The sequence below is a fragment of the Streptomyces sp. CB01580 genome (assembly GCF_001905795.1).
Lineage (GTDB): Bacteria > Actinomycetota > Actinomycetes > Streptomycetales > Streptomycetaceae > Streptomyces.
This window is the reverse complement of sequence record NZ_LIXJ01000006.1, coordinates 266,476-290,182: the sequence shown is the minus strand read 5'-3', so window position 1 is coordinate 290,182 and position 23,707 is coordinate 266,476. Positions and strand designations below refer to the sequence as shown.

Sequence of the window (23,707 nt, the reverse complement as noted above, 5' to 3'; positions counted from 1 at the left end):
CGGGTTCCCCGCGAGGCCTGCCCGGCCCGGTCCGCGGCACTCGGATCTTCTCCAGGACGGCCTTGAACCGGGTGCAGTCCGCCTGCTGCCGCGGGTGACGACCGGGGACAGCAGGTGGCAGCGGCCGTCCGCGCTCGGGTGGAGCTGGGTGGTGGACCCGCCGCGCGAGCAGCCCAGGCCCTTGCCGCCCGCACCACCTCCACCAGGCGGGCGACGAGGTTCTGCCACGGCGTCTTGTCCTGGTGCGGTGCGCTGCCGGCGCGTCCCCCCCCTTGCCCCGGGAACCGGCGGCGGGTCGATGCGGGCACCGGCCGCACGCTGATGCGACCGCACGACCGTGGAGTCGACCGAGACGTCCCGGTCGATCTCCCCGACCGCGTCGGCCTCGGCCTGGACCTGCTGGAGCAGACGCTCCGAGGTTCCGTCGTCGATCACCTGCCGGTGATCCCGCCACCGGCCACGACGCCTGTTGCCGACAGGCAGGAACGGCCGCAGCCGTTCTCACTCGGCATCACTCAGATCACCCTCACCCATGCCCGCATCAACGATCCAGGCGCGAGGCAGTCACATGATCGACTGGACAGATCCTGGTCGTCGACGTCGGTGACTGTGATCTGGATGCGGTTGATGCCTTCGTCCAGGAAGGTGGTCGGGTCTTGGGCTTCGACGTGGACGGCTTCTTGTTCTGAGGCGGTGAGGGCCCGCAGTGGGGTGATGTGGAGCTCTTGGTCGCGTACGGTCCAGGTGGCGGCGACGTCCGTCGACGAGGACGGCGCGGCGGCCTGCGACGGACAGGCCGAGATGGGCGTCGTCGATGGTGCGGCTGCGGTCGTGGTAGCCGAGGATCGCGTTGTCGAAGGCCGGGAGGAAACCGGACGGGGGCCGGGGTGTGAGGGTGCGGCCGGGGTGCGTCGGGCAGGTCGAGGAGATCGCGGCCGCGTGCGTCGCGGAAGGAGACGAGCTTGTCACGGGCGGCTTCGACGGCGGAGGGAAGTCCGGCGAGGCCGCACCGGGCTCGGAGGTCTGCGGTGGCTGCGGGCCCGTAGGCGGCGAGGCAGCGGCGCACCAGCTGCTGCCCGACCGGATCGCTGTCATCGGCGGGGAGCGGGTTGATGTCCCGTCCGAGCCGGGTGGCCAGGGGCAGATTGCGTACGCCGGTCGTCTTGTGCCACAGGCCGCGCGGTGGGAGCTGGGCGCGGGCTAGCACACGGGACGGGACGCAGGCGCCTTTGGTGTTGCTGTGGCCAGGAGTTGGCCGTGAAGTTCCCCGGGGACACCATCCGGGTCGGCCGGATGCTCGACACCTGCGACCGACCCCGGCCGGGCGGGTCCGACGGTTCACCGGGCACTTCGCGCGGTGAACCGTCGGAGTCCCGGTCCGGACGAGTCCGTCCTTCTGTGACCCGCCGCGGGGGAGGAGAAGCAGGGACCCCGCCCCGGCTCTCTTTCCCTGCGACGCCCCCGCCGGGTCCGCACCCTGTGACAGCACGGCGCGGAAGCCGACCCCGAAAGGCCACATGGTGCCCCACACCCTTACGGTCCCCGACCGCCGCGGTATCGCCGCCCGTCCTCACCACGCTCGACGTCGCCGCTACGTTCCTTGTCCCGGCCGTCCGAGCCGGGGCGAGTGGCGCGTGCGCACCGCACACCACCGGCGTGTGCCGGGCCGGCAGCCGCCCCCGGTGGACCGGGGCCACCACCGTCGGCGGTGATCCGACGGCGGACTCCGGTTCGACCCGACGTCCTGGGTGAGGGCGTTGACCGGCCGACCCGGTCGGCCGCCCCCACTCCGGACGTCTTCGGGTTTCGTGGTCAGGCGGCCGGGGCTGTCGCCGTGGCGGCCCGCCAGTCGCTCCCGGCGGCGATGGCCGTCCGCCAGCGGCGCAGCGCCTTGGGCGGCATGCCGAAGGACAGGGCGCCGGTGAGCCGATGGCCGGTGCGATAGGCGACGAGGAACCGGCCCCGGGCCGAGTCGCCCTCGACGACGCGTGCTTCGTCGTGACCCCGGAGGTGACCGTATGCCTGGATCCTGATTCCGTGCTGGTCGGACCAGAAATAGGGGACGGAGGCGAAGGGGCGGGCGGATTCGGGGTGGAGCAGGTTGCGGGCGGCGGCCATGGCCTGCTCGGCGGCGTTGGTCCGGTGCTCGACACGCATGTCGGCGCCGAACAGGGGGTTGTGCCAGCGGGCCACGTCCCCGGCGGCATGGACACCGGGGACGGCGGCGAGATATCGGTCGCAGACCACGCCGTCGGCCAGGCGCAGGCCGCTGCCGTCGAGCCAGGTGGTGTCGGGTTCGGAACCGATGGCGACGAGCACGTCGTCGGCCGGGACGAGTGTCCCGTCGGACAGCCGGACGGCGGTGAGCCGATGGTCCGAGGTCACGATCTCGGCGACCCCGGTGCCGGAGCGCAGGTCCACCCCGTGGTCGCGGTGCAGATGCGCGAGGTGTTCACCGGCCCGGTGTCCGAGGACGTGGGCGAGGGGAACGGGTGCGGCCTCGACGAGGGTGACGGCAGTCCCCAGGGCGCGGGCCGAGGACGCCACTTCGGCGCCCAGGAACCCGGCACCGACGACGACCAGTCGGCGGCCCTCGCCGAGGCGTTCGCGCAGGGCGAGGGCGTCGTCCAGGGTGCGCAGCGTGTGGACGCCCGGTGCGGGCGGCCCGGGGAGGCGGCGAGGCCGGACTCCGGTGGCGATGATCAGACCGTCGTAGCCGCATTCGGTTCCGTCGTCCAGGGTCACCGTACGGGTCCCGGTGGACAGGGCGGTGGCGGCGGTCCCGAGCCGGAGGTCCAGGTCGAGGGCCTCCACATCGGCCTGCGGGCGCAGGGCGGTCCGCTCGACGGCCCAGGCGCGCGTGAGGATCTGTTTGGACAGGGGCGGCCGGTCGTAGGGCAGGTGGCGTTCTCGGCCGACCAGGGTGAGCGAGCCGTCGAAGCCTTCCCGGCGCAGGGTCTCGGCGGCCGACAGACCGGCCGCCGAGGCACCGACGACGACGATCCGGCGCAGTGGGGCGGCGGTCACGCCCCGACCAGGCGGATCGCCGCGGCCGGGCAGACGGTAGCCGACTCCCTGACATCGTCGTGGTGGGCGGGGTCGGGGGTGTCGGTGAGCAGTTCGACGATGCCGTCGTCGTCCTGGTCGAAGACATCGGGGGCCAGCAGGACGCACTGGCCGGAGGCGACACACTTGGGCTGGTCGACTTCCACGCGCATGGGCTTCTCGTTTCCGCTCGGGGGACAGTGACGGGTCACCAGGTGACGGGCAGTGCGTAGACGCCGTAGACGAAGCCGTCGTGCTTGAAGTCCAGTCGGTCGATGCCGGTGGCCAACTGGAGAGTGGGGACGCGCTTGTAGAGGGTGCTGTAGACGCACTGCAACTCGACGCGGGCCAGCGGCTGCCCCAGGCACTGGTGCACGCCGAACCCGAAGGCGACGTGGCGGCGGGCGTCGCGGGTGACGTCGAGGCGGTCCGGGTCGGGGAAGGCGTCGGGGTCGCGGTTGGCGATGTCGTTGGCGAAGATGATGCCCTCGCCCGCACGGATGGTGAGGCCGTCCACCTCGATGTCCTCCAGCGCCACCCGGCGGCGTCCGGAGTGGGTGATGTTCAGGTAGCGCAGCAGTTCCTCGACCGCGGCAGAGGTCGCCGCGGGGTCCTCCGACTCGCGCAGCAGGGCGAGTTGGTCCGGGTTCTCCAGAAGGGCGAGGGTGCCCAGCGCGATCATGTTGGCCGTCGTCTCGTGCCCCGCGCCCAGCAGCAGGACGCCCATCCGCGCGGCTTCGCGCTGCGACATCTCGCCGGTGGCCACACGTTTGACGGCGAGTTCGGACAACAGGTCGTCGCCGGGCGTCGCGCGTTTGGCGGTCAGGAGGTCGTCGAGATAGTCGGTGAGTGCCTCGGTCGCCTCCCGCACCTCCTCGGGCGTCGACGTGCGACGGACGATGACCTTGGTGCGGCGCTGGAAGAAGTCGTGCTTCTCGTACGGGACGCCCAGCAGTTCGCAGATGACCAGGCTGGGGACCGGCAGTGCGAACGCCTCGACCAGGTCGACGGGCCTGGGGCCGGCGAGCATCTCGTCGATCAGATCGTCGACGATCTTCTGGACCGCCGGCCGCAGCGCATTCATCCGCTTGACCGCGAAGGGGGCGGTCACCATGCGACGCAGCCGAGCGTGCTCGGGGTCGTCCATGTTGAGGAACGTGGGGTTCTGCCGGTCCCGCTCCCTCATCCCGGCATTGCGGTGCGGGAATCCCGGCAGTGCCGGGTCGGAACTGACGCGCGGATCGCCGAGCAGTGTGCGCAGGTGATCGTGCCGGGTGATCAGCCAGGGGCTGCTGCCGTCCCAGATCCGCACCCGGGCGACGGGGCTGTCCGCCTGGAGCGTCCGCAGCGCGGGCGGGGGGTCGAACGGGCAGCCGGCCGCCCGGGGGCTGGGGTGTTCGGGCAGTTCGACCGTGGTGTCCGCGGTCTCGGTCATACGGTGCCTCCGTGGGGAAGAGGGATCACGTGGCCACTTTCCTAACAGCGTTAGTAGCCTCATACAACTAAATCGCGGAGGGTTACCGGCCGTTGCGCTCTATCTGGCCACCACCAGATCGAGGAGGTCGTCCACCATTCCCTCGATCCGCTCCCGGTCCGCCGCGAACGGAACCGCCACCGCCATCGCGGCCAGTCCGTGCACCGACGCCCACAGCAGGGCGGTCACCCGCTCGGGGTCGGTCGTTCCCCCGTGCTCGCCGTGGCAGGCCGCCACCGCGTCGGCCCACACGGCATGCACCGTCCACAACGGATGCGATGCCGCCTCGTCCCGTGACACCTCGATCCGCTCGATCCCGAACAGCAGCCGGTACACCCGGGGGTTGTCCAGCGCGAAGCCGCAGTACCGCTGCGCCAGTGCCCGCAGGGCGGCATGCGCCCCGGCCTCCCGCTCGCCCGTCCAGGCTTCCCGCAACTCGGCGGCCAGCCGCGCGTACGCCCGCTGAGTCACCGTCGCCACCAACTCCGCACGGTCCTTGAAGTGCAGATAGATGCTGGGCGCCGAGATCCCGACCTCCCGCGCCACCGCACGCAGCGACAGATCCCGCTCCCGGCCCGACTCCATCAGCATCCGCGCCGCAGCCCGGACGATCTCCTCCTTCAGCGCGGCACCCTCGCCCCACCGGCTCTGCGTACGGCGTGTGAACCCCTCACCCATCCCGAACCTCTCCTGATCTCACGGTCGCTCACCCGCCAAGTGTGACCGGAACCGACCGGCACCCCATCACGCACCGCAACCACCCACCGGAAAGAGGCGACCGGCCTCCCGTAAACCGGGTCGGACACAGGAGCGGGGCGGACGAAGCGGCCTCCGCCCCCCGCCGGGGCCCATGCGGAGCTGAGCCCGCCACTGCGCGTAGGTCCGACTGGTGGCGTCGATGAAGTCGTGGCCGAGAGCCCTGGCGTCCACCCCGGGTTCCGCACCCCACTGGGCGAGCGTTCATCGGCTCGAGGGCTCGCGCCGGCTCCGCATCGGGAGCCTCGTCGCGACACCTGCATGACGGGGCGGAGGCCCACGCCGACGGCCCCGAGCGGGTGCGGCAGGGGCGTCGGCCTCCGGTTGGACCGGATACGCAACAAGTTCTGCTGCGGTACTGACGGCCGACGGGACCACCCGGAAGCGGAAGCCGCGGCGGCGCACGCAGTCGCGTTCCAGGAACTGTTCGGCGGTATCGAGGATCTGCTGCGGGCCCGGCGCCCGGACGTTCGCCGTCGGCCGGAGGTCCGCGTCCTCGCCGGTGCGTGCCGCACATCCCAGGAGCAGCGACATCGCGACTGCTGCGCCCACCGCCCCCGCTCCGCTTCGAGCCGTCTGCCCCGCATGCCCCGAATCCCTCCGGTTCGTCGTGTCGTCCGGTGCCGGGAGGCGTCTGGCCCGGCGGCGTTGTTCGGTGTCGGCGGCCCGCGGCCTTGCAAACGAAGCCCGGACAACAGCCGCGCCGCATCCCCGGAGCAGGGCAGCCCCCACCTGAGTTGCCGGTGCCCTGGATCGGCTCCTGAGATCCGAGGTTCGTTCACCGGCACGCGTCACACGGGCTGGAGGCCTGGCCGGGATCTCGCCCCTGCGACCGACAGTGCTCGGCGAGCCGGGAGCGGCGTTCCTGCTTCGTCGATCTGAGGGGGCGTTCGTACCGGAACGTGACCGCCGGCGATCGGGTGCGGTCAGGGCTTGGTCGTGAACAGCCGGTTGAGGTGCTGGTCGACGGCGGTCAGGGCCTCTCGGGGCTCGATCACGCCCAGTTCGATGAGCGGGGTCAAGCCGGTGAGTGCCAGGAGCAGGTTGGTCTCTGTCGCCGGGTCGCGGTCGGGGCTGATGTGGCCGTCGATGATTGCCTGGCGGACGATCTGCTCGGTGAGGTCGCGGCCGTGAGTCAGCCCGTCGCGTGCGCGTGTATGGATGTTCGCGTTGTGCAGTGCCTCTAGGACGTAGGCGGCGCTCATCCGGCTCGTCGCGCGTGCGTCGGGATGGAGAGGGAGCATCTCCGCAAGCATCACCCGGAGCATGTCACGGGGGTGTGGTGGGTTGCCGAGTTCTCCGACGGCCTCGGCGACGCGCAGTGATGTCTGTTCGGACGCGAAGTCCATGGCGAAGACCAAGATTTCTTCCCGGGTGGCGAAGTAGTGCTGCACCGCGCCGTGGGAGATGCCCGCTTCCTGGGCCACTTCGCGGACGCTCGCGTGTGCGATGCCGCGTTGTTCCACTACGCGCCACAGTGCTCGGGCGATCGTCTCGCGGCGTTCACGGTGATCCACCTGCTTGGGCATCGTTGGCCTCCCCTGTTTCAATACAGTTGACATATTACAGCTGACCGGTAAAAGCTGGGGAGTCCGTTCGTGGAGGAAGGGCGTGGCATGTCCGAACAACCAGGAGCACGGACTGCGGAGGGCCTCGTCGAAGGGCGCCGGCAGGAGAACCATGCGGTGTTTCGTGGCATCCCCTATGCTCAGCCGCCGGTCGGTCCCCTGCGCTTCCAGGCACCGGCCCCGGTCGAGGGGTGGGCCGGGACGAAGCGGACGGCCGAGTTCGGCCCCGTGGTTCCGCAGGCGGGACCGACGGCCGAGAGCTCGGTCGGGAACGACTGGCTCACGCTCAACGTCAGCACCCCGGCCCTGGGGACGGCCGGGCTGCCGGTGCTGGTGTGGATCCACGGTGGTGCCTACATCGCGGGGGCCTCCAGCGATCCGATGTACGACCCTGCGTCCCTGACCAGCGCGGGCCTGGTCGTGGTGAGCATCAACTACCGGGTGGCAGTTGAGGGTTTCGCTCTTGTCGAGGGCGCACCGGCCAATCGCGGGCTTCTCGACCAGATCGCGGCCTTGGAATGGGTACGGCGCAACATCGCCGCCTTCGGTGGAGACCCTGACCAGGTCACGGTAGCGGGACAGTCCGCCGGGGCAGGGTCGATCGCGGCCCTGCTGACGATGAAGCGGGCGCACGGGCTGTTTCGCAGGGCCATCGTGCACTCGGTCCCGGGAACGCTGTGCACCCGTGTGCTGGCGGAAGAAGTCACCGTCGCGCTCGCGAGCCGGGTCGGCGCGGCACCCGACATCGAAGCCCTGTCCGGCATCGATCCCTTGCGCCTGGCCGGCGAGCTCACCGCCCTTCGTGTCGACCTTCCCGGCCACCGCAAGAGGTGGGGGCGGCTCTCGCAGATCGGTGTCGCCGTGTGCCCGGTCCTCGACGGCGTGGTGCTCACCGAAACGCCCTGGACGGCGCTGGCCGGCGGCCGTACAGGAGGGATCGAGCTCCTCGTCGGCCACACCCGTGATGAATTCCGGCTGTTCAGCGTCATGATGGGGCGGCTGGGCACCTTCACCGAGGACGAGGCCCGTACGGCCCTCGACCTGTTCGCCCCGGCACCGGACGGCGCCGACGCCTACCGTGCCGCCTACCCGCAGGCCACCCCCGAAGAATTGATCGAACTGGTGTACTCCGATGCCCTCTTCCGGATGCCCTCACTGCGGCTGGCCCAGGCGAACCAAGCGGCTGGAGGCACCTCGTTCCTCTTCGAGCTGCAACTGACGGCCCCGGCGTCCGGCGGAGTCCTGGGCGCCTGCCACAGCCTCGATGTCCCCCTGGCGTTCGGCACGCTGGACAGCCCCACCGGCCGACACCTCTTCGGCGACCGACCAACGCCGGTGGTCTCGGTGGTATCCCGGGAACTGCAGCGTGCATGGGTCCGCTTCGCCGCGACCGGCGACACCGGGTGAGTGCTTCATCGCCTCGTGGCGGCCGTTCTCCTCGGTCGTCACCTTGTGCACGGTGGGGAGGTGCGCGGCTCGTAACCGCAGGACGCCGTCCCGGCCGCGGTGCGTACGCGGCCGATGGGGCGCAAGTCAGGAGATCGCGTCGCGGGACGCACGCTCCATCGGGAGGGCGGGGCGGCCCCGTCAGCGGAGAAGAGTCTGCCGGGGGGCCTCGTGTCTTCTGTCAAGCGAGGCGAGAGGTTCGGGGTTCGTGGAAGGTGCCGTCGTGGGGCATCGCGAGGGGCACGCTGACGCGGTGCCGGGCCAGGCGGAGGGGAGCCTCTTTGGGCTTTCCCGTGGGCTCGGGATCGGCCGTGGTAGCTGCGGGAGGCGCCGATGGGGGCGGGCTGGTCGACGATCACCAGGACCGTGCCGAACTCGGCCATGAGCTTGTCGAGGACGGCCCGCAGCTTCGGCTCGCTGTTGGGCAGCGGCCTGTCGGAGGCCTTCTTCCCGGCCGGCGTGAGCCCGTGACCGTGATGAGTGGTCGTGCCGACGTCCAGACCGAGGAACACGCCCACAGAGGGGCAGAGCCATGCCGGCTCGGAAGCCAGCGGCCCGCTTGCAGGACCGCGAAGAACATGACGGGGGAGAGACGGACTTCGCTCCCGCAAGGCGGTAGATGGTGGCTGCTTGCCACAGCGCAGATACCGCATGTCACGGACAAGGGGTCCGGACCTGTCCTCGGGCCGGACCCCGCATCGAGTGCTACTCCTCGCAGGCCGCTTGGCCTGCAGGACGGAAGTTGATGCGTTCCCTCACGACGGGGAAGCCGGCCCTGGCGAAGTTCGCGGCCATGGGGAAGTTGCCCCGGTCCGTCGCTCCGCTGACGAACTCCGCGCCCTCCTCGACGAGGAAGTGGGTGCACTCGGCGAGGAGGTCGTAGGCATAGCCGTGACCGCGCTGTTCCGGGACGACTCCGATGAAGCCGATGGTCGGACCGGAGGGGTTGTGGGCCGGGATGTGGATGCCGACCAGGTCGCCTTCCGGCGTGTACGCGGTCTGCCACCACTCCCGTGGGGAGGGGCACCAGTGGAAGAAGTCGAGTTCCTCCTGGGCGGCTTGGTCGAGGCCGCCCTCCTCGATAGCCCTGAGCGCGTGGGCATCCAGGGTGACGGAGTGGATCCGGCGCAACGCGCCGAAGAACACGGTGTCGTCGGGTTCGGCACTGAAGCGCAGGCGTCCGGGTCGCTCGGGCAGGCCTCGGTCCGGGGTCCAGCGGTACAGGAAGCGTTCTACCAGGCGCTCGTACCCGGCGGCTCGTGCGGCGGCGAAGCGTGCATCGGCGGCGGCGCGCAGGTCGGGCTTGTCCCGCCAGTCGCCGGGCAGGTTGATCTCGAGCTCGACCTGCCAGGGAGCGGAGCGCAGGAGCTCGGCCCCCGCCTCCTCCTCGCCCTCGGCCACGTCGAACCAGTTGATGTTGACGGGCTTCGAGTCGTCGGGGCCGCCCCACCACGCGCCACGCGCGACGACCTCGCCGTCGCGCAGGGCGACACGCATCCAGTCGGTGCGGAACCGGGTACGCCGATGGCCTTCACGGGCGCCCAGTGGGTCGGGCAGTGCGTCGAAGAGACGGGCGTCGCTCGCGGAGAGCGCGCGGATGACCGGATCGGTCATGGATTCCTCCGGGATACAGGCTGCTTGGAGCGCTCCCGGTCAGATCTCACGAACCACGCCGGGACAGCGGAAAGGGGAGCGCTGGAAAGGTGTGAACCGCACGGCACTCGCCTCCTTCCGTCCATCTCAGGGCGTGGAGTCACACGGTAGGTGATCTGCCGCAGGTACGTCCACGGATTTCCGCGGCCCCTGGAAGGAGGGCCGGCCCGCGGAGCACCAGGCGCACCGAGGGCCCGCTCGCGGCGCGGACCCGCTGGACGCGTCGGTGCTGCGGGCGGCTCGATGCCGGCCAATGGCCGAGTCGTGGACATCGGCCGTCGGGGTGGACGAGCCCGCATCGGCTGCGGTGCTGTACCTCACGACGTCCTGAAGGTGGTGGCCCGGGCGAAGTGTTGTGGCCGGAATGCTGCGTGGCGTGCTCTGATTGCTTCGCGTGCCTGGGCGGGGTACCGGCGATGCTCGGCCGACGAACCCGGTCGGCGGGCAGGGTCTGTGCGAATGTCCGGGTGTCGGCGCAGGTGGCGCGGTGTTCACACAACTGCGTGGCGAAGGGAAGAGGGTCGATGCGCGCGGTCCGGGCCGGCTCGCCGATGGCCGTCGGACCGCCACGGACACGGGCGAGAGCGGTGTGGGTGTTTCGATCGGGCCGGACCCGTGCATCAGCTCGGCGAGAGCGTGAAGCACCGGTCCCATCCCCGCCCGGGGGCTGTCATGCCGTGTGGAAGGCGACCCTCAAGACCGGAAGCGTCCGGCCTGGGGCGACCTCTCGTTCACCGATGCGCTCGGCCCCCATACGCAGGTAGAACCCTTCGGCGTGAGGGTCGGATTCCAGGGTCAGGGTGTGGAAGCCCGCGCTGTGGGCCGAGTCGACGGCGTGTTCCCAGAGCGTCCTCCCCAGGCCGGTGCCGATCGCCTCGGGTTCGAGGAACAGGTCTGCCAGCTCGCCGTGCGGAGGCTCGCCCGTGATTTGGTAGTAGCCCGTCACCACACCGTCCCGCTCCGCGACAACGACGTGCCCGTCACGAATGGTGGCGGAGCTGATCGACAGCATTCCCGCCATCCGATCCAGCGTCGCCTGTGGATAGCCCCAGTGCGCCTTCGACCGGCGCGTCAGCGCCGTGAGCACTCCGGCCTCATAGGGCTCAGCAGTTCGTAAGCAGACCTCGTTCATGGGGCGGAGTATCACCCGCCCTGCCCTTCTGGGACGAACGGATTTCACTCGGCAGACCTCGGTCGCGCTCCAGCGCCAGGGCTGTGCGGGGTCCAGCCGGATGATGACCGTAGGCGGTCCCCGGCGGCGCACCGGCTCCAGGTGCTTGCGGTCAGGGCGGCAAGCTCGGTGGTGGTGACGTGGTGGTGGCCGAGGGCGTCGGCCATGACAGGGGCGGACACCTCCAGGATCCAGGACGTGCTTGCGGATCGCAGACGCGGTCGGCGACGGTGGGGGGCGCCGAGGACTCGGCTACGGCGCCCTCGGGCTCGCGATGGCGGCGGAGTGCTTTCGGCCTGGCGGTCGGCTCGCGGACAATCCGTACCGCTGCGCAACACCGACGTCCGCTGTCCGATGTCACCGGACTCCGGCCGCGCGCCATCGAACGTTCGGCAGCCGCTGACCGCCGCCCACGCCCGTACGCGGACCGATGTGGTTCGTTGGGCCGTGCCTGGGCTCCTCCTACGGCTGGAGAGAGTCGGGGCACGAGTCGGCCGACTGCGTGATCGTCCAACCGTCCCCGAATACACGGACGCTCGAGTGCGCGGGGGAGCGTTGGCCGGTGTCGGGAGGCGCCGCGGAGGCGCCGTCCTGATTCCCGTACGCGGGCACCATGGCAAGCGGCGGAGCCATGTTGGCCACCGTGCACGCCAACTGCAGCATGGCCGGATGGCTGAGGGGAGGGACAGCTTCGGGGAGATGGATGGAGAGGGTGTCGTCGCCGCCGATCGCCACCTCCAGTGGGTCCGTCAGGCGGGGCAGCTCCGTCGTGGCTGTCGTGGCCTCGCTCGTGGTCGGTCCGGCGAACAGAAGGCGCACGACGGCCCCGTAGTCCCCGGGGCCGCCGATCCTGCGCAGATAGGGCCTCAGTTCTCCCTTGTGCAGGAAGTAGAGGGCGATGGTGGTGGGCACCGGGGGCTTCGGACTGGGAGGGAGCATGCCGCTCGCCGGTTCGCCGGCCTCGATGACGTCGGACGGGGGGACTCCGCACGCCGCCAGGGTGAGCGCGGCCGTGAGCCCGGCCAGCAGCGCCCCTGCGCGCGAGCCCTTCACCGGGCGCCCACGGCGACGTCGGCGGCAGCGGCTGCGGAGTCGCGGTGCAGGGGGAGCTCGACCGTGAACACCGCGCCGCCCCCGGGCAGGTTCGCCGCACGGATGCGTCCTCCGTGCAGGTGCACGTTCTCGGCCGTGATGGCCAGGCCCAGCCCGCTGCTCTCGCTCCTGGTCCGTGATGTGCTCGCCTTGTAGAAGCGCTCGAAGATGTGCGGCATGGCCTCCTCGGCAATCCCCGGCCCGTTGTCGGTCACCTCGATGACGGCCCACGCCATGTCCGCTCGCTCCTCCCTCACGTCCATGGTCAGCCGTACCGGCGGCGCCCCGTGCCGCAGCGCGTTGCCGACCAGATTGGCCATCACCACGTCGAGCCGGACCGGATCCACGCGTGTCCTGAGCACGCCCGGTCGGGGCAAACGGGTCTCCACCCGGCCCTGCCACCCGCGAGAGGCGAGGGTGCGCTGTACCGACTCGGTCAAGTCGATCTCGTCCAGGTTGAGTTCGACCGCGCCCGCGTCGAAACGGGAGATCTCCATCAGGTCGTTCACCAGCCCGCTGAGCCGGCCGGTTCCCTCGCTGAGGAACCTCAGCGCGTCGGCGGTCTCCTGGTCCAGGTGCCGTGTCTTCTCGTCCAGCATGTCGGTGACCGCCGACATCGCCGCCAGCGGTGTGCGCAGTTCATGGGAGACGTCCGCGACGAAGCGGCGCGCCTGGGCCTCCAGGCGGCGCAGCTCCGCGACCGACTGCTCCAGGGCGGCCGCCGTCTCGTTGAAGGACCGTGAGAGGTCGGCCAGTTCGTCGGAACCGTTGACCGCCAGCCGGACGTCGAGGTGTCCCTCGGCCATCCGGCGCGTCGCCCGGCGCAGCGCCCGCACGGGACGGAGCACGCCGCTCGCCGCCAGCAGCGCCAGGACGACGGCGAGGCACAGTGCCACCAGGGTGGCGCGCTCGATGCCGCTGATCATCGCTCGTACGTAGGCCTCTTCGGTGTTCTGCGGCACCACCAGGTACATCACCATCCCCGAGAGCCTGGACTCCTCGCCCTCACCGGCGGTGTACGTGACCGGCATTCCGACGACGAGACAGGGATGCCCGTCGGCGTCGATCCGCTGGAACACCGCGGCGCGCTTGGTCTGCACGGACCGGCGCAGTTCGGGGCTCAGCCTGTGGAAGTCGGCGCTCGGCGCGTAGGCGCGAAGGCCGCCGTACGTGGCCATGACCCGCCACCCTTGTGACTGGTTGGCACCGAGCACCTGGTTCACCGCCGACTGCAGCTCCGACTGGTCCGGCGTAGTGGAGGTGTAGACGGCCACGGCGTTGACGCTCGCCCGGAACTGCCTGATGACGGAGTCCTGGCTCTGCTGCAGCACCCCCGTGCGCGCCTCCCGGAAGGCGAGTGCTCCGGTGCCCAGGGCACTGGCCATGGTCACCAGGACGAAGGCCGCCACCAGGCGGGGGCGCAGACCCCGCAGCGGAAGCGGGACTCGGTCCAGGACCGCCCCGAGGAACCGCCTCTTCCCGGCGTCCTGCCCGGCCGCGCCGGCATCGCGTCCGCGTACGGCCTTTCGTGCCCGCACGGTTCTCCGGTCGTTCACGAGATACCGAAGCGGTAACCGAAGCCGCGTGCGGTCTGCACGTACCGGGGATCCCTGCCCTCACCGAGCTTGCCGCGCAAGCGCTTCACGCAGGCGTCCACGAGCCGTATGTCGCCGTGGTAGCTGTGCTCCCAGACCGCTTCCAGCAGCTGCTGGCGGCTGAACACCTGGCCGGGCGAGGCCGACAGGGTCAGCAGCAGCCGAAGCTCGGAGGGGGCGAGCGCGACCGGTTCGCCACGGTGTGTCACCACGAGCCCCGCCCGGTCGATGACCAGCTCTCCGTGCGACTCCGCCCGGGGCCGGAGGCCGTCTGAGACCGACGCGTCCTGCCTTCGCAGCACGGCCCGTATGCGCGCGTCGAGCACCCGGGCCTGCACGGGCTTGACCACGTAGTCGTCCGCGCCGGCCTCCAGCCCCACGACCACGTCGATGTCGTCCCCCCTGGCCGTCACCATGATGATCGGCACCTGGTCGCGAACCCTTATCCGCCGACACACGTCGAGGCCGGATATGCCGGGCAGCATGAGGTCGAGCACGATGACGTCGGGCTCGAAGAGGCGGAGCTGTTCCAATCCCTCTTCACCGGTTCCGGCGGCGAATACGTCATGCCCCTGATGTCGTAGCGCCAACTGGACGGCCTTACGGACATCTGGGTCGTCTTCGACAATCAGGACTCGTGGCACTCCGCCAGTGTAGGCCGATCGGATGAGGCGACCGTCCCGGAAAGGGCCCCTCACGAGGGCTGTTACCGAATGATCACAACGGGACGGGGTGTCGACGGTCCGGCCCCGGGCTGCGAGAGTCACCGGCAAACCATCGTTGCCATTTCGTCATCATCCGAGCTCATGATGATCATCTGAAACGACCAACCTGAGCTGCCATGCATTCGGCACGAGAGCGGGAATCCGCACCACCCACCGGCAACGCCCCGGCCTCCCACCGCGACGGCCGTCGGCACCGGTCCCCCCACCGCCGGGTCGCTCCGCGCCGGTCCTCCCACCGCCGGGTCGCTCCGACCCGCCGGTCGCGGAGCTATCTGATCGGCACTCTGATGGCCGTCGGCCTGCTCGGCTCGGCGCCGTACCTCCTGGACGGTGGACGAAGTGATGCGTCGAGCGGTGCACCGAGCCCGCGGAGTACGGTGCACATCACCCCCGCGCCCGCCCCGAAGCCCACTCCGAAGCCCACTCGGACGGCCGCTCAGCCCCCTGCCGAGATCGACGTCCCTTCGAGGGGCACCGGCTCGTTCGTCACCGCGGACGCCGGTGGCGCGAAGGTCGGTCGGGGACCGCGCCTGCTCCGCTACGTGGTGGCGGTCGAGGCCGGGCTCGAGATCTCGCCGGCCCAAGCGGCGAACGAGATCGCCGACATACTGGCAGCTCCCCGGGGCTGGACCCGCAACCAGGCCTACTCCTTCCAGTTGGTGGGCGCGGGAGCCCCCCACGACCTCACGGTGAAGATCGCGACACCGGGAACGGCGGACGCCCTGTGCTGGGCTGGCATCCACCAGGACACGCAGGGCGAATACAACTGCGAGGTCCCCGACGGAGTGGTGGTCAACCTCAAACGCTGGGTCGAGGGCTCGCCCACGTTCGACGGTCCGATCCATGACTACCGGGCGCTGATCATCAACCACGAGATGGGACACTTCCTGGGCCACACACACATGACCTGTGCGGGTCCCGGGCGACTGGCCCCGGTGATGATGCAGCAGATCAAGGGTCTGCACGGATGCGTCGCCAACGCCTGGCCCTATGACAAGAACGGCCGCCTCGTCTCCGGGCCGCACGTGACGTGACGCGGCGGCCGTTCCCGGAGGCGCGCCGCTTGAGGTACCGGACCGGCCGTTACAGCTGGTGCTGTGGTCGGAAAGGTTTGCCGGGAGGCTCGCGGTTCGGTGCGGTGCATCGCAAGGCGGAGGATCGCCCTCGTACGGGACGTACTCGGGTGATGCGACAACGCGGCGAGGTGCCGTGCCGGGCGTCGCGAGCCGGTGAACCGTTCCGGTCGCAGCACTAGTGCCGCTCTCGGCAACGTTTGCCCCGTCGCACCGTCCGGCACGCACTCCCCCAAGGCCTTAAGGGCCAGGGGGGACCCCCTTCGGCGTTGGCCGAGAGCCCACGTAGCCCGCTACGAACTGCCGCCTGCCGTACGACGACAGGGCCCGGGCGTACTGCCCTCAGAGCAGCCGCCCGGTCTCCTCGTCGGTGGCCGGGCGGACCAGGACGGGGAACGCCCGTTCGCCGATGCGACAGGTCAGGTGCTCCTCGTCCTCGGGCCCGCCGGGCCGGCCGGACAACCAGGCGTGGACGGCGGACAGGGCGGCGGCCGGGTCGGCGCGCACGACGCGACCGCCCTCGGACCGTGGCCCGACCAGCACGGCACGGGCGCGCGCCTCGCCGCGGAGCGCGAGCACGCACAGCTCGGCGGAGAGCACGGCCGCGGCCGTGCGGCAGCCCGGGTACTCGGAGAGGGTGTGCCGGATCCACCCGGACGCCGTCCACGCCGCGTCCGGTACAACGGCGGCGGGCGGCAGCACGCGGCGGTAGAGCAGACCGGCCGCACGGGCGAGCTGTTCCCGGGCGGCACCGTGCTCCACCGCCAGGTGGTGCCCGGACGCACCGAGCCCGGCGGGGCGCCGGTCGATGAGGATCGCGGTGCCGGAGACCTCGGCATGGACGTCGAACGCGGCGGGCGCACGGGTGGCGCCCGCAGGGGAGGGCAGCAGCCGGGGCGGGGCGCCGAACCGGGGCGGGGCGAGGCCGAGAAGGGCGTACACCTCGGTCCGCAACAGGTCCAGTGCCTCGCCGCAGCGGTCGAACGCCGCCCGTGCCGCGTCGCGTCCGGGCCCCGGCCGGTACGTGGCCAGTGCCTCGCGCACGGCGCGGGCGTCCCCCAGTTCCGGTATCCCGCCCAGGAGGGTGTCCATCGGGCTGCCGGGGATCAGTTCGCCGCCGCCGCGGTGGACGCGCACGACCGGTCGGTCACCGGCCGCCGCGTAGTACAGCGCCGTCGAGCCGTGATCGGTGATCAGCGCGTCCGCGGCGATCAGTACGGATGCCCAGTCCTCGTACGGACCCGTCAGTACCATGCCGGCGTCCAGCGCGGGCGCCAGACGCTCGGTCAGTTCGTACTCGCCCAGCCGGCTCCGTTCGTTGGGATGCACGATCAGTGCCAACTGGTACTCGTCGTACGGGAGATGGGCCGCGAGCTCGGCGGGGAGACCGGGACGCCGGTGGAGCAGGGAATCCGGACCCCAGGTCGAGGCGAGCACGAGCAGGGTGCGCGGCCCGGTGCCGAGGGCTGCCCGGTACCGGTCGCGGAGGGGCAGCGAGGCGAGGACGCGTTCCAGGGTGGGGTCGCCGATGACCCTGGCGCGCCCGGCGGCCTCGGGGCCGACGGCGGCCAGCCGGGCGACCTGGTCGGGGTGCGCCAGGGCGTGCAGGGTGATCGGGGTGCCGTCCCCGTCCGGCGCCAGGTAGCGAGGGTCCAGTCCGGAGGCGGAGTCGGCGCGGCCCTCGCCCGGAATGGACTTGTTGAACCCCGCCCCGTGCGGGAGCAGCACGCGCGTACCGCGAAGCCGGTCCAGCTCGCCCTTCGGGCTCGCCGCGAGCACCAGGTCGTACGTGCGTCGGCACGCCTCCTCCCAGGGCAGGACACGGCCCCTGACGGCGTCGATCACGGACAGGGTGTCGACGTCGAAGTCGGATCCGGGAACCAGCGTGAAGAAGCGGGTGAGACGTTCATCGCCCGAGAAGGCGAGGAGGGTATCCAGGAGGCGGTACAGGGCCACCGCCGATCGGGCGGCCAGCAACACGGACCTCTCGCCCGTCATCGCCCGTCGCCCGTCGCCCGTCGCCCGTCGCCCGTCGCCCGTCGCCCGTCGCCCGTCGGTCCAAGCCTCCATTCTATAGGGGAGCGATCGCTTGGATCCGGCGTTTCCGCAGGTGGGGAGAGGTAGTTTGCGTCGTCGAGCGACATGGTTCGATCGTACCGTGCGACGGATTCCGGCCGGACGGCAGTGATCCGTACCGCATCTTCGGCAAGTGCGGTGCGCGGATCCGGGGCGATCGGGAGGATGGCGGAATGAGTGAGCTCGGAATCGCACTGATCGCCGCGGGGGCGGCGATCGCGGGCAGCGTCGCCACGGGATGGTTCACCCGGAACGCGGGGATCCGGCAGGCCGAAGCGGCACGCCGGGCCGGAGAACGGCAGGCCGACGCGCTCCTGGAGACGGTCCGGATGACGCTTCAGGAGCAGGCGGCCGTGCGCGTCCTCGATCTGCGGCGCCAGACCTATGTGCGCTTCCTCGAAGCGGCGGAGGCCCGGATCCTGACCGAGCGGACCGGCCGGGGGCGCGGGGACGACGACGGACTGCTGGAACGCGCCCTGGGCACGGTCCTCCTGGAAGGACCGGCCGAGGTCGCCGCCGCGGCCCAGAACCTCGTCGACCGGCTGCGCCGGCACGGGACGCCGGACGACCTCGTGGAGGCGAAGCTCGCTTTCCTCTCCGCCGCGAGAACCGCCGTGAGCCCGCCCCCGCCGGCCGGATAGCCGGGGTTGTGGCGCCTGCCGGCCGGACAGCCGGGGACCGGGGTGGTTGGACAGCCGCCGGGGCGGCGGCCGCCGGTTCCGCTACTCGAAGCGGGTCGCGTCACCGGCCCCCCGGCGCACGACCTCGACCCCGTCGCCGGAGAAGTCGACGACGGTCGTCGGCTCGGTGCCGCAGTCGCCCGAGTCGACCACGATGTCCACCACGTGGTCGAGCCGTTCCTTGATCTCCCAGCCCTGCGTCAGCGGTTCGTCCTCGTCGGGCAGGAGCAGCGTGCTGGAGAGCAGCGGCTCCCCGAGCTCGGCGAGCAGTGCCTGGGTGACGACGTGGTCGGGGATCCGGACGCCGACCGTCTTCTTCTTGGGGTGCAACAGCTGACGCGGCACCTCCTTCGTCGCGGGGAGGATGAACGTGTAGCTGCCGGGCGTCGCCGCCTTGATCGCGCGGAAGACGTCGTTGTCGATGTGGACGAACTGTCCCAGCTGCGCGAAGTCCCGGCACATGAGGGTGAAGTGGTGCCGGTCGTCGAGGTGCCGGATCGACCGGATCCGTTCGAGCCCGTCACGGCTGCCCGGCCGGCATCCGAGCGCGTAGCAGGAGTCCGTCGGATACGCGACGAGCGCTCCCGACCGGATGCTCTCGGCCACGGACCGGATGGTGCGCTGCTGGGGGTTTTCGGGGTGTACGTCGAAGTACTTCGCCATCCGCCGAGTCTAAGGGCGGTCCGGCCCGGCATGCGGGTTCGTGCGTCAGGGGTGCCGCCGGGAACCCGGCGGCACCCCGGGCTCACTCCTTGACCGCGCCCGCGTTGGCGCCGTTCACGAAGTGCCGCTGGAAGCAGAAGAACAGCACCGCCACCGGAAGGGTGGAGAGCAGGGCCGCCGCGAGCTTCAGCGGGTACTGCGTCCCACCGCCGAGCCCGCCCGAGACGAACCGGGCCAGGCCCGTGGTGAGCGTCTCGTACTGACCCGACTGGGTGCTGACCAGGAAGTGCGTGAACTCGTTCCACGACCCCTGGAACGACAGGATCGTCAGCGTGATCAGCGCGGGCCTGGCCATCGGCAGGACGACGGACCAGAAGATCCGCAGCACCCCCGCCCCGTCCACCCGGGCCGCCTCCTCGACCTCGCGCGGGATGGACTCGAAGAACTGCTTCATGATGAAGATGCCCGCCGCGTCCACCAGCAGCGGCACGATCATGCCGGTGTAGGTGTCGAAGAGGCCGAACGTGTTCAGCACCAGGAACTTCGGGATGAGCAGAGCCACACCGGGCACCGCCATCACCGCGAGCACCAGGGCGAACAGCACCGAACGGCCGCGGAAGCGCAATCGCGCCAGCGCGTAGCCGGCCATGGAGTCGAACAGCACCCGGCCGGCCGTCACCAGCACCGCCACCATCGCCGAGTTGCTCAGCCAGCGCAGGAACGGGACACTGTCGCCGGTCCCGCCCAGCCCGAACAGCCGCTGATAGGCGGCCGTGGTCGGGGTGACGGGCAGCAGGGACAGCGGATGCGCGGCGGCGTCCGGATCCGTCTTGAAGCCGGTCACCAGCTGGAGGGCGAACGGCAGCAGATAGAGCAGCCCCATGCCGACGACCACCGCGTACCCCACCAGGCGCCACGGCAGCGGGAAGCGGCCCAGCACGGGCCGCCCCCGCTCGCCCCCGGCGCGGCGGCATGACGGACGCGGGGCCTGGTCGCGTACGGCCGTACCGGTGGCGGTCATCGGTTCCTCCTGGTGCGAGTGCCACGCTCCCGCAGCACCCAGCGCTGCAACGCGGTCAGGACGAGGATCACGGAGAGCAGGATGAACGCGATCGCCGAGCCCTGCCCGAAGTCCCCGTTGTCGAAGGCCGCCGAGTACGAGAGGAAGGCGGGGGTGAGCGTGGTGTTCCCGGGCGCGCCCTGACCCATCACGTACACCTGGTCGAAGACCTGCCAGGTGGAGATCAGGCCCAGCGTCAGGACCAGGAACAGCGAGGGGCGCAGCGCGGGCAGCGTCACGTACCGCAGCATCTGGAAGCGGTTCACGCCCTCCAGCGCGGCCGACTCCTCCAGCTCGCGCGGGATGTCCTGGAGCGCCGCGAGGAAGATCAGCATGAATGTGCCGGAGGTGGTCCACACGGCGAGCAGGATCAGCGTGCACATGGCCACCGAAGGACCCGACAGCCACTCGAACCACGACAGCCCCAGCAGGGAGTGGTCGGCCAGCACCCCGGTGGGATGCTCGGGGTCGACGACGCCCAGACCGCCCAGGATCAGCGAGAGCACACCGCGTGGGTCGGCGAACCAATTCGGCCCCTCGACCCCGATCCAGGACAGCAGCGAGTTGACGGCCCCGCTGCCCTGGAACAGGAAGAGGAAGACGGTGGACACCGCGATCGAGCTGGTGACCGAGGGGAAGAAGAACGCCGTGCGCAGCGCGCTCCGCGCCCGCAGCAGCTTCTGGTTGACGACGATGGCCAGCCCCAGGGCCAGCATGGTCTGCAGGGGCACGGTCAGCAGGACGTAGTAGGCGTTGTTGCGCAGGGAGGTCGCGAAGAGCGTGCGGTCGAGCCCGTCCTGGGTGAGCAGCGACCGGTAGTTGTCCAGCCCGACGAAGTCCGCCTGGCCGGAGAACGGGTTGGAACGCCCGTCCCAGTGCAGCAGGCTGACCCAGAGCGCCATCAGGATCGGCAGCACCAGGAACAGCCCGATGACGATCACCATCGGGCTGACGAACAGCCAGCCCCAGGCGCCCTCGCCGCGGAGGCCCGCGCGCCGGGCGCGGGCCCCTCCAGCTGTACGGGCGCGACCGTCCGCGGGGACGCCTCCGGTCGCGCGGGCCCTGCCCGCCGCCGTTCCGGACGGGCCGTCGGGCCCGTCGGCCGTGCGAGGATCACCGCTCTCGCGGGTCGTGCGGATGGGCATGCGGCTCAGTTGCCCTTCGCGATCGCCTGCTCGCCGTTGCGCTGGAGACCGGAGAGGATCTTCTTCGGGTCGGCGGTGCGCAGCGACTGCAGATCGGTGTTGAACTGGCTCAGCACCTTGTCGAACCCGGCGATCGTCACCGGGCCCTGGGCGTACGTGGTGCCGTCGACCCACGCCTTGGCGGCCGGCTGCTTCTCGGCGTACGTCTTCAGCGCGTTGGACCGCGAGGGCATGACACCGAATGCGGCGGCGAAGTCGAGCTGCTGCTCGGCGGAGGACAGGAACTTCACGAGGTCGACCCCCGCCGCGCGGTGCGCGCTGTCGGCGGCGACGCCCCAGCAGTTGCTGTAGGCGAGGGTGCCCTGGCCCGCCGGGCCCGCGGGCAGCGGCACGACGGCGTACTTCACGTCCGGGTAGTCGTGGATCATCCCGCCCTCGAGCCAGTTGCCCTCGATGGTCATGGCGGCCTTGCCCTTGCCGAGCGCCTCGCCGCCCCAGCTGGTGTCGACCTGCTTGGCGAACTTCATGGAGCCCGACTTCAGGAGCGACTGGACGAACTCCAGGCCCTTGACGTTCTCCGGGGTGTCGGCGGTCATCTTCTTCTGGGCCGGGTCGGTGAGCGAGCCGCCCGCCTGCTTCATGAAGACGCCGAGCCGCTGGTACTCGTCGCTGGTGACCAGGCCGGTGACGCCGTCATGGGTGAGCCGCTCCGCGACCTTGCGCAGGTCCTCCCACGTCTTCGGGTAGTCCTTCTCCGTCAGCCCGGCCTTCTTCCACAGCTCGGTGTTGACGACGAGGGCGAGCGTGGACTCGTCCTTCGGGACGCAGACCAGCTTCCCCTCGTGCGAGAACGATGCGCGCAGCTGCTCGGAGAAGTCGTCGGCGTCGGGGATCTTGTCCCCGTACGCGTAGAGCGAGCCGCTCCGGGCGTAGTTGGCGAACTGGTCGGAGTTGACGTAGAAGACGTCCGGCGGCCGGTGCCCGGCGAAGGACTGGGCCAGCTGCTGGTTCATGTCCTTGGCGACCTCGACCGTGACCGTGTTGCCGGACTTCTTCGCGTACGCCGCCGCCGCGTTCTTGACCGCCTGCGTCTCGGCGTCGCCGGAGGTGGCGATCAGCACCGTCAGCTTCTGCTTGCCGGACTCGTCCTGCTTCGTCTCCCCGTCGCCGCCGAAGCCGGACGAGCAGCCGGTGGCGGCGAGCAGGGCAGCGCAGGTGGTGAGTGCGGCGACGGCCGTGCGGGTTCTCATGGGGTTCCTCCAGAAGGGGTACGACGTGCGACTCAGCCGATCCGAAGGGGTTGCGCCGTTCGGTCGGCGGCCCGTCTCCGGGCCGGGGATGAGGGGTGAGGCGTGGGGAAGGGTGCGCGCGTGGGGGAGAGGGGAAGTCCTGGGACCGGTCGTCCGGGGCGGACCGGGGTCAGCCGTCCGAGGCGGTGCTGCTGCCGCGCACGACGAGCGAGGGTTCGAGCAGGACGCGTTCGGGCGGGGCACCGGCGTCCGACATCCGGGCCAGCAGCAGCCGGAAGCACTCGCGGCCGACCGCCTCCAACGGCTGGGCCACGGTGGACAGTCCGGGGGAGAGCAGCGCTGCCGCGGGGGAGTCGTCGAAGCCGACGACCGCGACGTCCTCGCCGGGCACGGCCCCGCGTTCGCGCAGGGCGTGGTAGCAGCCCAGCGCGAGCACGTCGCTGGCGGCCACCACGGCCGTGGCACCGGCGTCGAGCAGCGGGCCGACGGCGGTCCGCGCGGAGTCGATGTCGTCGACGCTCTGCGCCCGCCTGCCCCGCACCGGAAGACCGTGCCGCCGCATGGCGCGCTGCCATCCCAGCGCACGGTCGTCACCGACCCCGGAGCCGCGCGGCCAGCCGAGGAACGCGATCGAGCGGTGCCCCAGGCCCACCAGGTGCTCGACCGCGGCGTCCGTGCCCGAGGCGCCGTCGACGTCCACCCAGTCCCCGATCTGCCGACCGGACCACATCCGGCCGAAGCCCACGAACGGTACACCCCGCTTGTCCAGCCACGCCTGGCGCCGGTCGCCGCGCTCGGTGCCGCTCAGCACGAAGCCGTCCACGCTGTGCAGGTCGATCAGCTCCTCGTACTCGTCCGGACCGGCACTGCCGGGGGGCGCGGCGAAGAGCAGGATCCGGTATCCGGCCTCGTCGGCGGCCTGCGACAGGGCGTGCAGGAACCGGTCCATGACCGGTACCGACGTGCCCGGCGCGGTGGGGCGGATGCCGTAGCCGATGAGCTTGCTGGAGCGGGTGCGCAGCGTCTGGGCCGCCCGGTGCGGGCGGTAGCCCAGCTCGTCGATGGCGAGCAGGACCCGTTCCAGGGTCTTGGGGCGCAGCAGTTCCGGCGCGTTGAGCGCGTTCGACACCGTCTGCGGGGAGACCCCCGCCCGCCGCGCGACCGTGGCCAGGGTGACCGGGGCGGCCTTGGCGGCGGGGGAGTCGGGGGAGCGGGCCATGAGTCTCTCCGTGGCG

General features: G+C 71.0%; 19 protein-coding genes and 2 pseudogenes. 3 read left to right on the top strand and 18 right to left on the bottom strand.

The window, feature by feature from the left end:
- Nucleotides 1–629: 629 nt before the first annotated feature.
- From AMK22_RS40795 to AMK22_RS12810, 6 genes and pseudogenes are all read right to left on the bottom strand, one after another.
- A pseudogene (locus tag AMK22_RS40795) lies at nucleotides 630–1,219 on the bottom strand (DNA glycosylase AlkZ-like family protein); the annotation flags it as partial.
- 593 nt (nucleotides 1,220–1,812) lie between these two features.
- The gene (locus AMK22_RS12830; RefSeq protein ID WP_242433952.1) at nucleotides 1,813–3,027 is read right to left on the bottom strand and encodes an NAD(P)/FAD-dependent oxidoreductase; all 1,215 of its coding nucleotides are present in this window, start codon (nucleotides 3,025–3,027) and stop codon (nucleotides 1,813–1,815) included.
- Nucleotides 3,024–3,218 (bottom strand): ferredoxin, encoded by a 195-nt coding sequence (locus AMK22_RS12825; protein ID WP_073784428.1) that lies wholly within the window; start codon nucleotides 3,216–3,218, stop codon nucleotides 3,024–3,026. The genes AMK22_RS12830 and AMK22_RS12825 overlap by 4 nt, the downstream gene beginning before the upstream one ends.
- A gap of 35 nt (nucleotides 3,219–3,253) precedes the next feature.
- Nucleotides 3,254–4,480: a cytochrome P450 gene (locus AMK22_RS12820; RefSeq protein ID WP_073784426.1), complete on the bottom strand. Its 1,227-nt coding sequence runs from the start codon at nucleotides 4,478–4,480 to the stop codon at nucleotides 3,254–3,256.
- Between the two features lie 99 nt (nucleotides 4,481–4,579).
- Nucleotides 4,580–5,197, bottom strand: a complete 618-nt coding sequence (locus AMK22_RS12815) for a TetR/AcrR family transcriptional regulator (RefSeq protein ID WP_073784424.1) — start codon at nucleotides 5,195–5,197, stop codon at nucleotides 4,580–4,582.
- 1,004 nt (nucleotides 5,198–6,201) lie between these two features.
- Entirely contained in the window at nucleotides 6,202–6,804 is a 603-nt protein-coding gene (locus AMK22_RS12810) for a TetR/AcrR family transcriptional regulator (RefSeq protein ID WP_073784422.1), read from the bottom strand.
- An 87-nt stretch (nucleotides 6,805–6,891) separates the two neighbouring features.
- Here AMK22_RS12810 and AMK22_RS12805 point away from each other — a divergent pair, with 87 nt between their 5' ends.
- Nucleotides 6,892–8,250, top strand: coding sequence for a carboxylesterase family protein (locus tag AMK22_RS12805; protein WP_073784420.1), 1,359 nt, complete (start codon nucleotides 6,892–6,894; stop codon nucleotides 8,248–8,250).
- A gap of 365 nt (nucleotides 8,251–8,615) precedes the next feature.
- On the opposite strand, the pseudogene AMK22_RS12800 reads toward AMK22_RS12805, so the two are convergent.
- From AMK22_RS12800 to AMK22_RS12775, 6 genes and pseudogenes are all read right to left on the bottom strand, one after another.
- Nucleotides 8,616–8,807, bottom strand: a pseudogene (locus AMK22_RS12800) (IS110 family transposase); the annotation flags it as partial.
- 187 nt (nucleotides 8,808–8,994) lie between these two features.
- Nucleotides 8,995–9,903 carry a GNAT family N-acetyltransferase gene (locus AMK22_RS12795; RefSeq protein ID WP_073784418.1) on the bottom strand — a complete coding sequence of 303 codons (909 nt, stop codon included), beginning with the start codon at nucleotides 9,901–9,903 and terminating at the stop codon, nucleotides 8,995–8,997.
- A gap of 709 nt (nucleotides 9,904–10,612) precedes the next feature.
- A complete protein-coding gene (locus AMK22_RS12790; RefSeq protein WP_073784501.1) occupies nucleotides 10,613–11,074 on the bottom strand; it encodes a GNAT family N-acetyltransferase in 462 nt (153 codons plus the stop codon).
- A 501-nt stretch (nucleotides 11,075–11,575) separates the two neighbouring features.
- Entirely contained in the window at nucleotides 11,576–12,166 is a 591-nt protein-coding gene (locus AMK22_RS12785; RefSeq protein WP_073784416.1) for a hypothetical protein, read from the bottom strand.
- The gene (locus tag AMK22_RS12780; protein WP_242433958.1) at nucleotides 12,163–13,590 is read right to left on the bottom strand and encodes a sensor histidine kinase; all 1,428 of its coding nucleotides are present in this window, start codon (nucleotides 13,588–13,590) and stop codon (nucleotides 12,163–12,165) included. The genes AMK22_RS12785 and AMK22_RS12780 overlap by 4 nt, the downstream gene beginning before the upstream one ends.
- A 167-nt stretch (nucleotides 13,591–13,757) precedes the next feature.
- A complete protein-coding gene (locus AMK22_RS12775) occupies nucleotides 13,758–14,444 on the bottom strand; it encodes a response regulator transcription factor (RefSeq protein ID WP_073784414.1) in 687 nt (228 codons plus the stop codon).
- Nucleotides 14,445–14,812: 368 nt separating this feature from the next.
- Here AMK22_RS12775 and AMK22_RS12770 point away from each other — a divergent pair, with 368 nt between their 5' ends.
- On the top strand, nucleotides 14,813–15,559 hold the full coding sequence (locus AMK22_RS12770; RefSeq protein ID WP_073784412.1) for a DUF3152 domain-containing protein: 747 nt from the start codon (nucleotides 14,813–14,815) through the stop codon (nucleotides 15,557–15,559).
- Between the two features lie 381 nt (nucleotides 15,560–15,940).
- Here AMK22_RS12770 and AMK22_RS12765 read toward each other — a convergent pair whose 3' ends face one another.
- Nucleotides 15,941–17,596: a translation initiation factor 2 gene (locus tag AMK22_RS12765; RefSeq protein WP_073784410.1), complete on the bottom strand. Its 1,656-nt coding sequence runs from the start codon at nucleotides 17,594–17,596 to the stop codon at nucleotides 15,941–15,943.
- A gap of 251 nt (nucleotides 17,597–17,847) precedes the next feature.
- Here AMK22_RS12765 and AMK22_RS12760 point away from each other — a divergent pair, with 251 nt between their 5' ends.
- Complete coding sequence (locus AMK22_RS12760) at nucleotides 17,848–18,315, top strand: hypothetical protein (protein WP_073784408.1); 468 nt, start codon at nucleotides 17,848–17,850, stop codon at nucleotides 18,313–18,315.
- Nucleotides 18,316–18,396: 81 nt separating this feature from the next.
- On the opposite strand, the gene AMK22_RS12755 is transcribed toward AMK22_RS12760, so the two are convergent.
- The 5 genes from AMK22_RS12755 to AMK22_RS12735 form a co-directional block, all read right to left on the bottom strand.
- Nucleotides 18,397–19,017, bottom strand: a complete 621-nt coding sequence (locus tag AMK22_RS12755) for an L-threonylcarbamoyladenylate synthase (RefSeq protein WP_073784406.1) — start codon at nucleotides 19,015–19,017, stop codon at nucleotides 18,397–18,399.
- An 82-nt stretch (nucleotides 19,018–19,099) separates the two neighbouring features.
- On the bottom strand, nucleotides 19,100–20,038 hold the full coding sequence (locus AMK22_RS12750; RefSeq protein WP_079186115.1) for a carbohydrate ABC transporter permease: 939 nt from the start codon (nucleotides 20,036–20,038) through the stop codon (nucleotides 19,100–19,102).
- Nucleotides 20,035–21,222 carry a carbohydrate ABC transporter permease gene (locus AMK22_RS12745; protein ID WP_242433949.1) on the bottom strand — a complete coding sequence of 396 codons (1,188 nt, stop codon included), beginning with the start codon at nucleotides 21,220–21,222 and terminating at the stop codon, nucleotides 20,035–20,037. The genes AMK22_RS12750 and AMK22_RS12745 overlap by 4 nt, the downstream gene beginning before the upstream one ends.
- A gap of 5 nt (nucleotides 21,223–21,227) precedes the next feature.
- Entirely contained in the window at nucleotides 21,228–22,472 is a 1,245-nt protein-coding gene (locus AMK22_RS12740; protein ID WP_073784404.1) for a sugar ABC transporter substrate-binding protein, read from the bottom strand.
- Nucleotides 22,473–22,641: 169 nt separating this feature from the next.
- Nucleotides 22,642–23,691 (bottom strand): LacI family DNA-binding transcriptional regulator, encoded by a 1,050-nt coding sequence (locus AMK22_RS12735; protein ID WP_073784402.1) that lies wholly within the window; start codon nucleotides 23,689–23,691, stop codon nucleotides 22,642–22,644.
- Nucleotides 23,692–23,707: the final 16 nt, after the last annotated feature.

Excerpts from the sequence above, each read along its gene's own strand:
- AMK22_RS12735 (WP_073784402.1), bottom strand. The coding sequence starts at position 23,691 with ATGGCCCGCTCCCCCGACTCCCCCGCCGCCAAGGCCGCCCCGGTCACC.
- AMK22_RS12795 (WP_073784418.1), bottom strand. The coding sequence starts at position 9,903 with ATGACCGATCCGGTCATCCGCGCGCTCTCCGCGAGCGACGCCCGTCTC.
- AMK22_RS12745 (WP_242433949.1), bottom strand. The coding sequence starts at position 21,222 with ATGCCCATCCGCACGACCCGCGAGAGCGGTGATCCTCGCACGGCCGAC.
- AMK22_RS12765 (WP_073784410.1), bottom strand. The coding sequence starts at position 17,596 with ATGACGGGCGAGAGGTCCGTGTTGCTGGCCGCCCGATCGGCGGTGGCC.
- AMK22_RS12755 (WP_073784406.1), bottom strand. The coding sequence starts at position 19,017 with ATGGCGAAGTACTTCGACGTACACCCCGAAAACCCCCAGCAGCGCACC.
- AMK22_RS12760 (WP_073784408.1), top strand. The coding sequence starts at position 17,848 with ATGAGTGAGCTCGGAATCGCACTGATCGCCGCGGGGGCGGCGATCGCG.
- AMK22_RS12805 (WP_073784420.1), top strand. The coding sequence starts at position 6,892 with ATGTCCGAACAACCAGGAGCACGGACTGCGGAGGGCCTCGTCGAAGGG.
- AMK22_RS12780 (WP_242433958.1), bottom strand. The coding sequence starts at position 13,590 with ATGGCCAGTGCCCTGGGCACCGGAGCACTCGCCTTCCGGGAGGCGCGC.
- AMK22_RS12810 (WP_073784422.1), bottom strand. The coding sequence starts at position 6,804 with ATGCCCAAGCAGGTGGATCACCGTGAACGCCGCGAGACGATCGCCCGA.
- AMK22_RS12815 (WP_073784424.1), bottom strand. The coding sequence starts at position 5,197 with ATGGGTGAGGGGTTCACACGCCGTACGCAGAGCCGGTGGGGCGAGGGT.
- AMK22_RS12820 (WP_073784426.1), bottom strand. The coding sequence starts at position 4,480 with ATGACCGAGACCGCGGACACCACGGTCGAACTGCCCGAACACCCCAGC.
- AMK22_RS12750 (WP_079186115.1), bottom strand. The coding sequence starts at position 20,038 with ATGACCGCCACCGGTACGGCCGTACGCGACCAGGCCCCGCGTCCGTCA.
- AMK22_RS12825 (WP_073784428.1), bottom strand. The coding sequence starts at position 3,218 with ATGCGCGTGGAAGTCGACCAGCCCAAGTGTGTCGCCTCCGGCCAGTGC.
- AMK22_RS12770 (WP_073784412.1), top strand. The coding sequence starts at position 14,813 with ATGGCCGTCGGCCTGCTCGGCTCGGCGCCGTACCTCCTGGACGGTGGA.
- AMK22_RS12790 (WP_073784501.1), bottom strand. The coding sequence starts at position 11,074 with ATGAACGAGGTCTGCTTACGAACTGCTGAGCCCTATGAGGCCGGAGTG.
- AMK22_RS12740 (WP_073784404.1), bottom strand. The coding sequence starts at position 22,472 with ATGAGAACCCGCACGGCCGTCGCCGCACTCACCACCTGCGCTGCCCTG.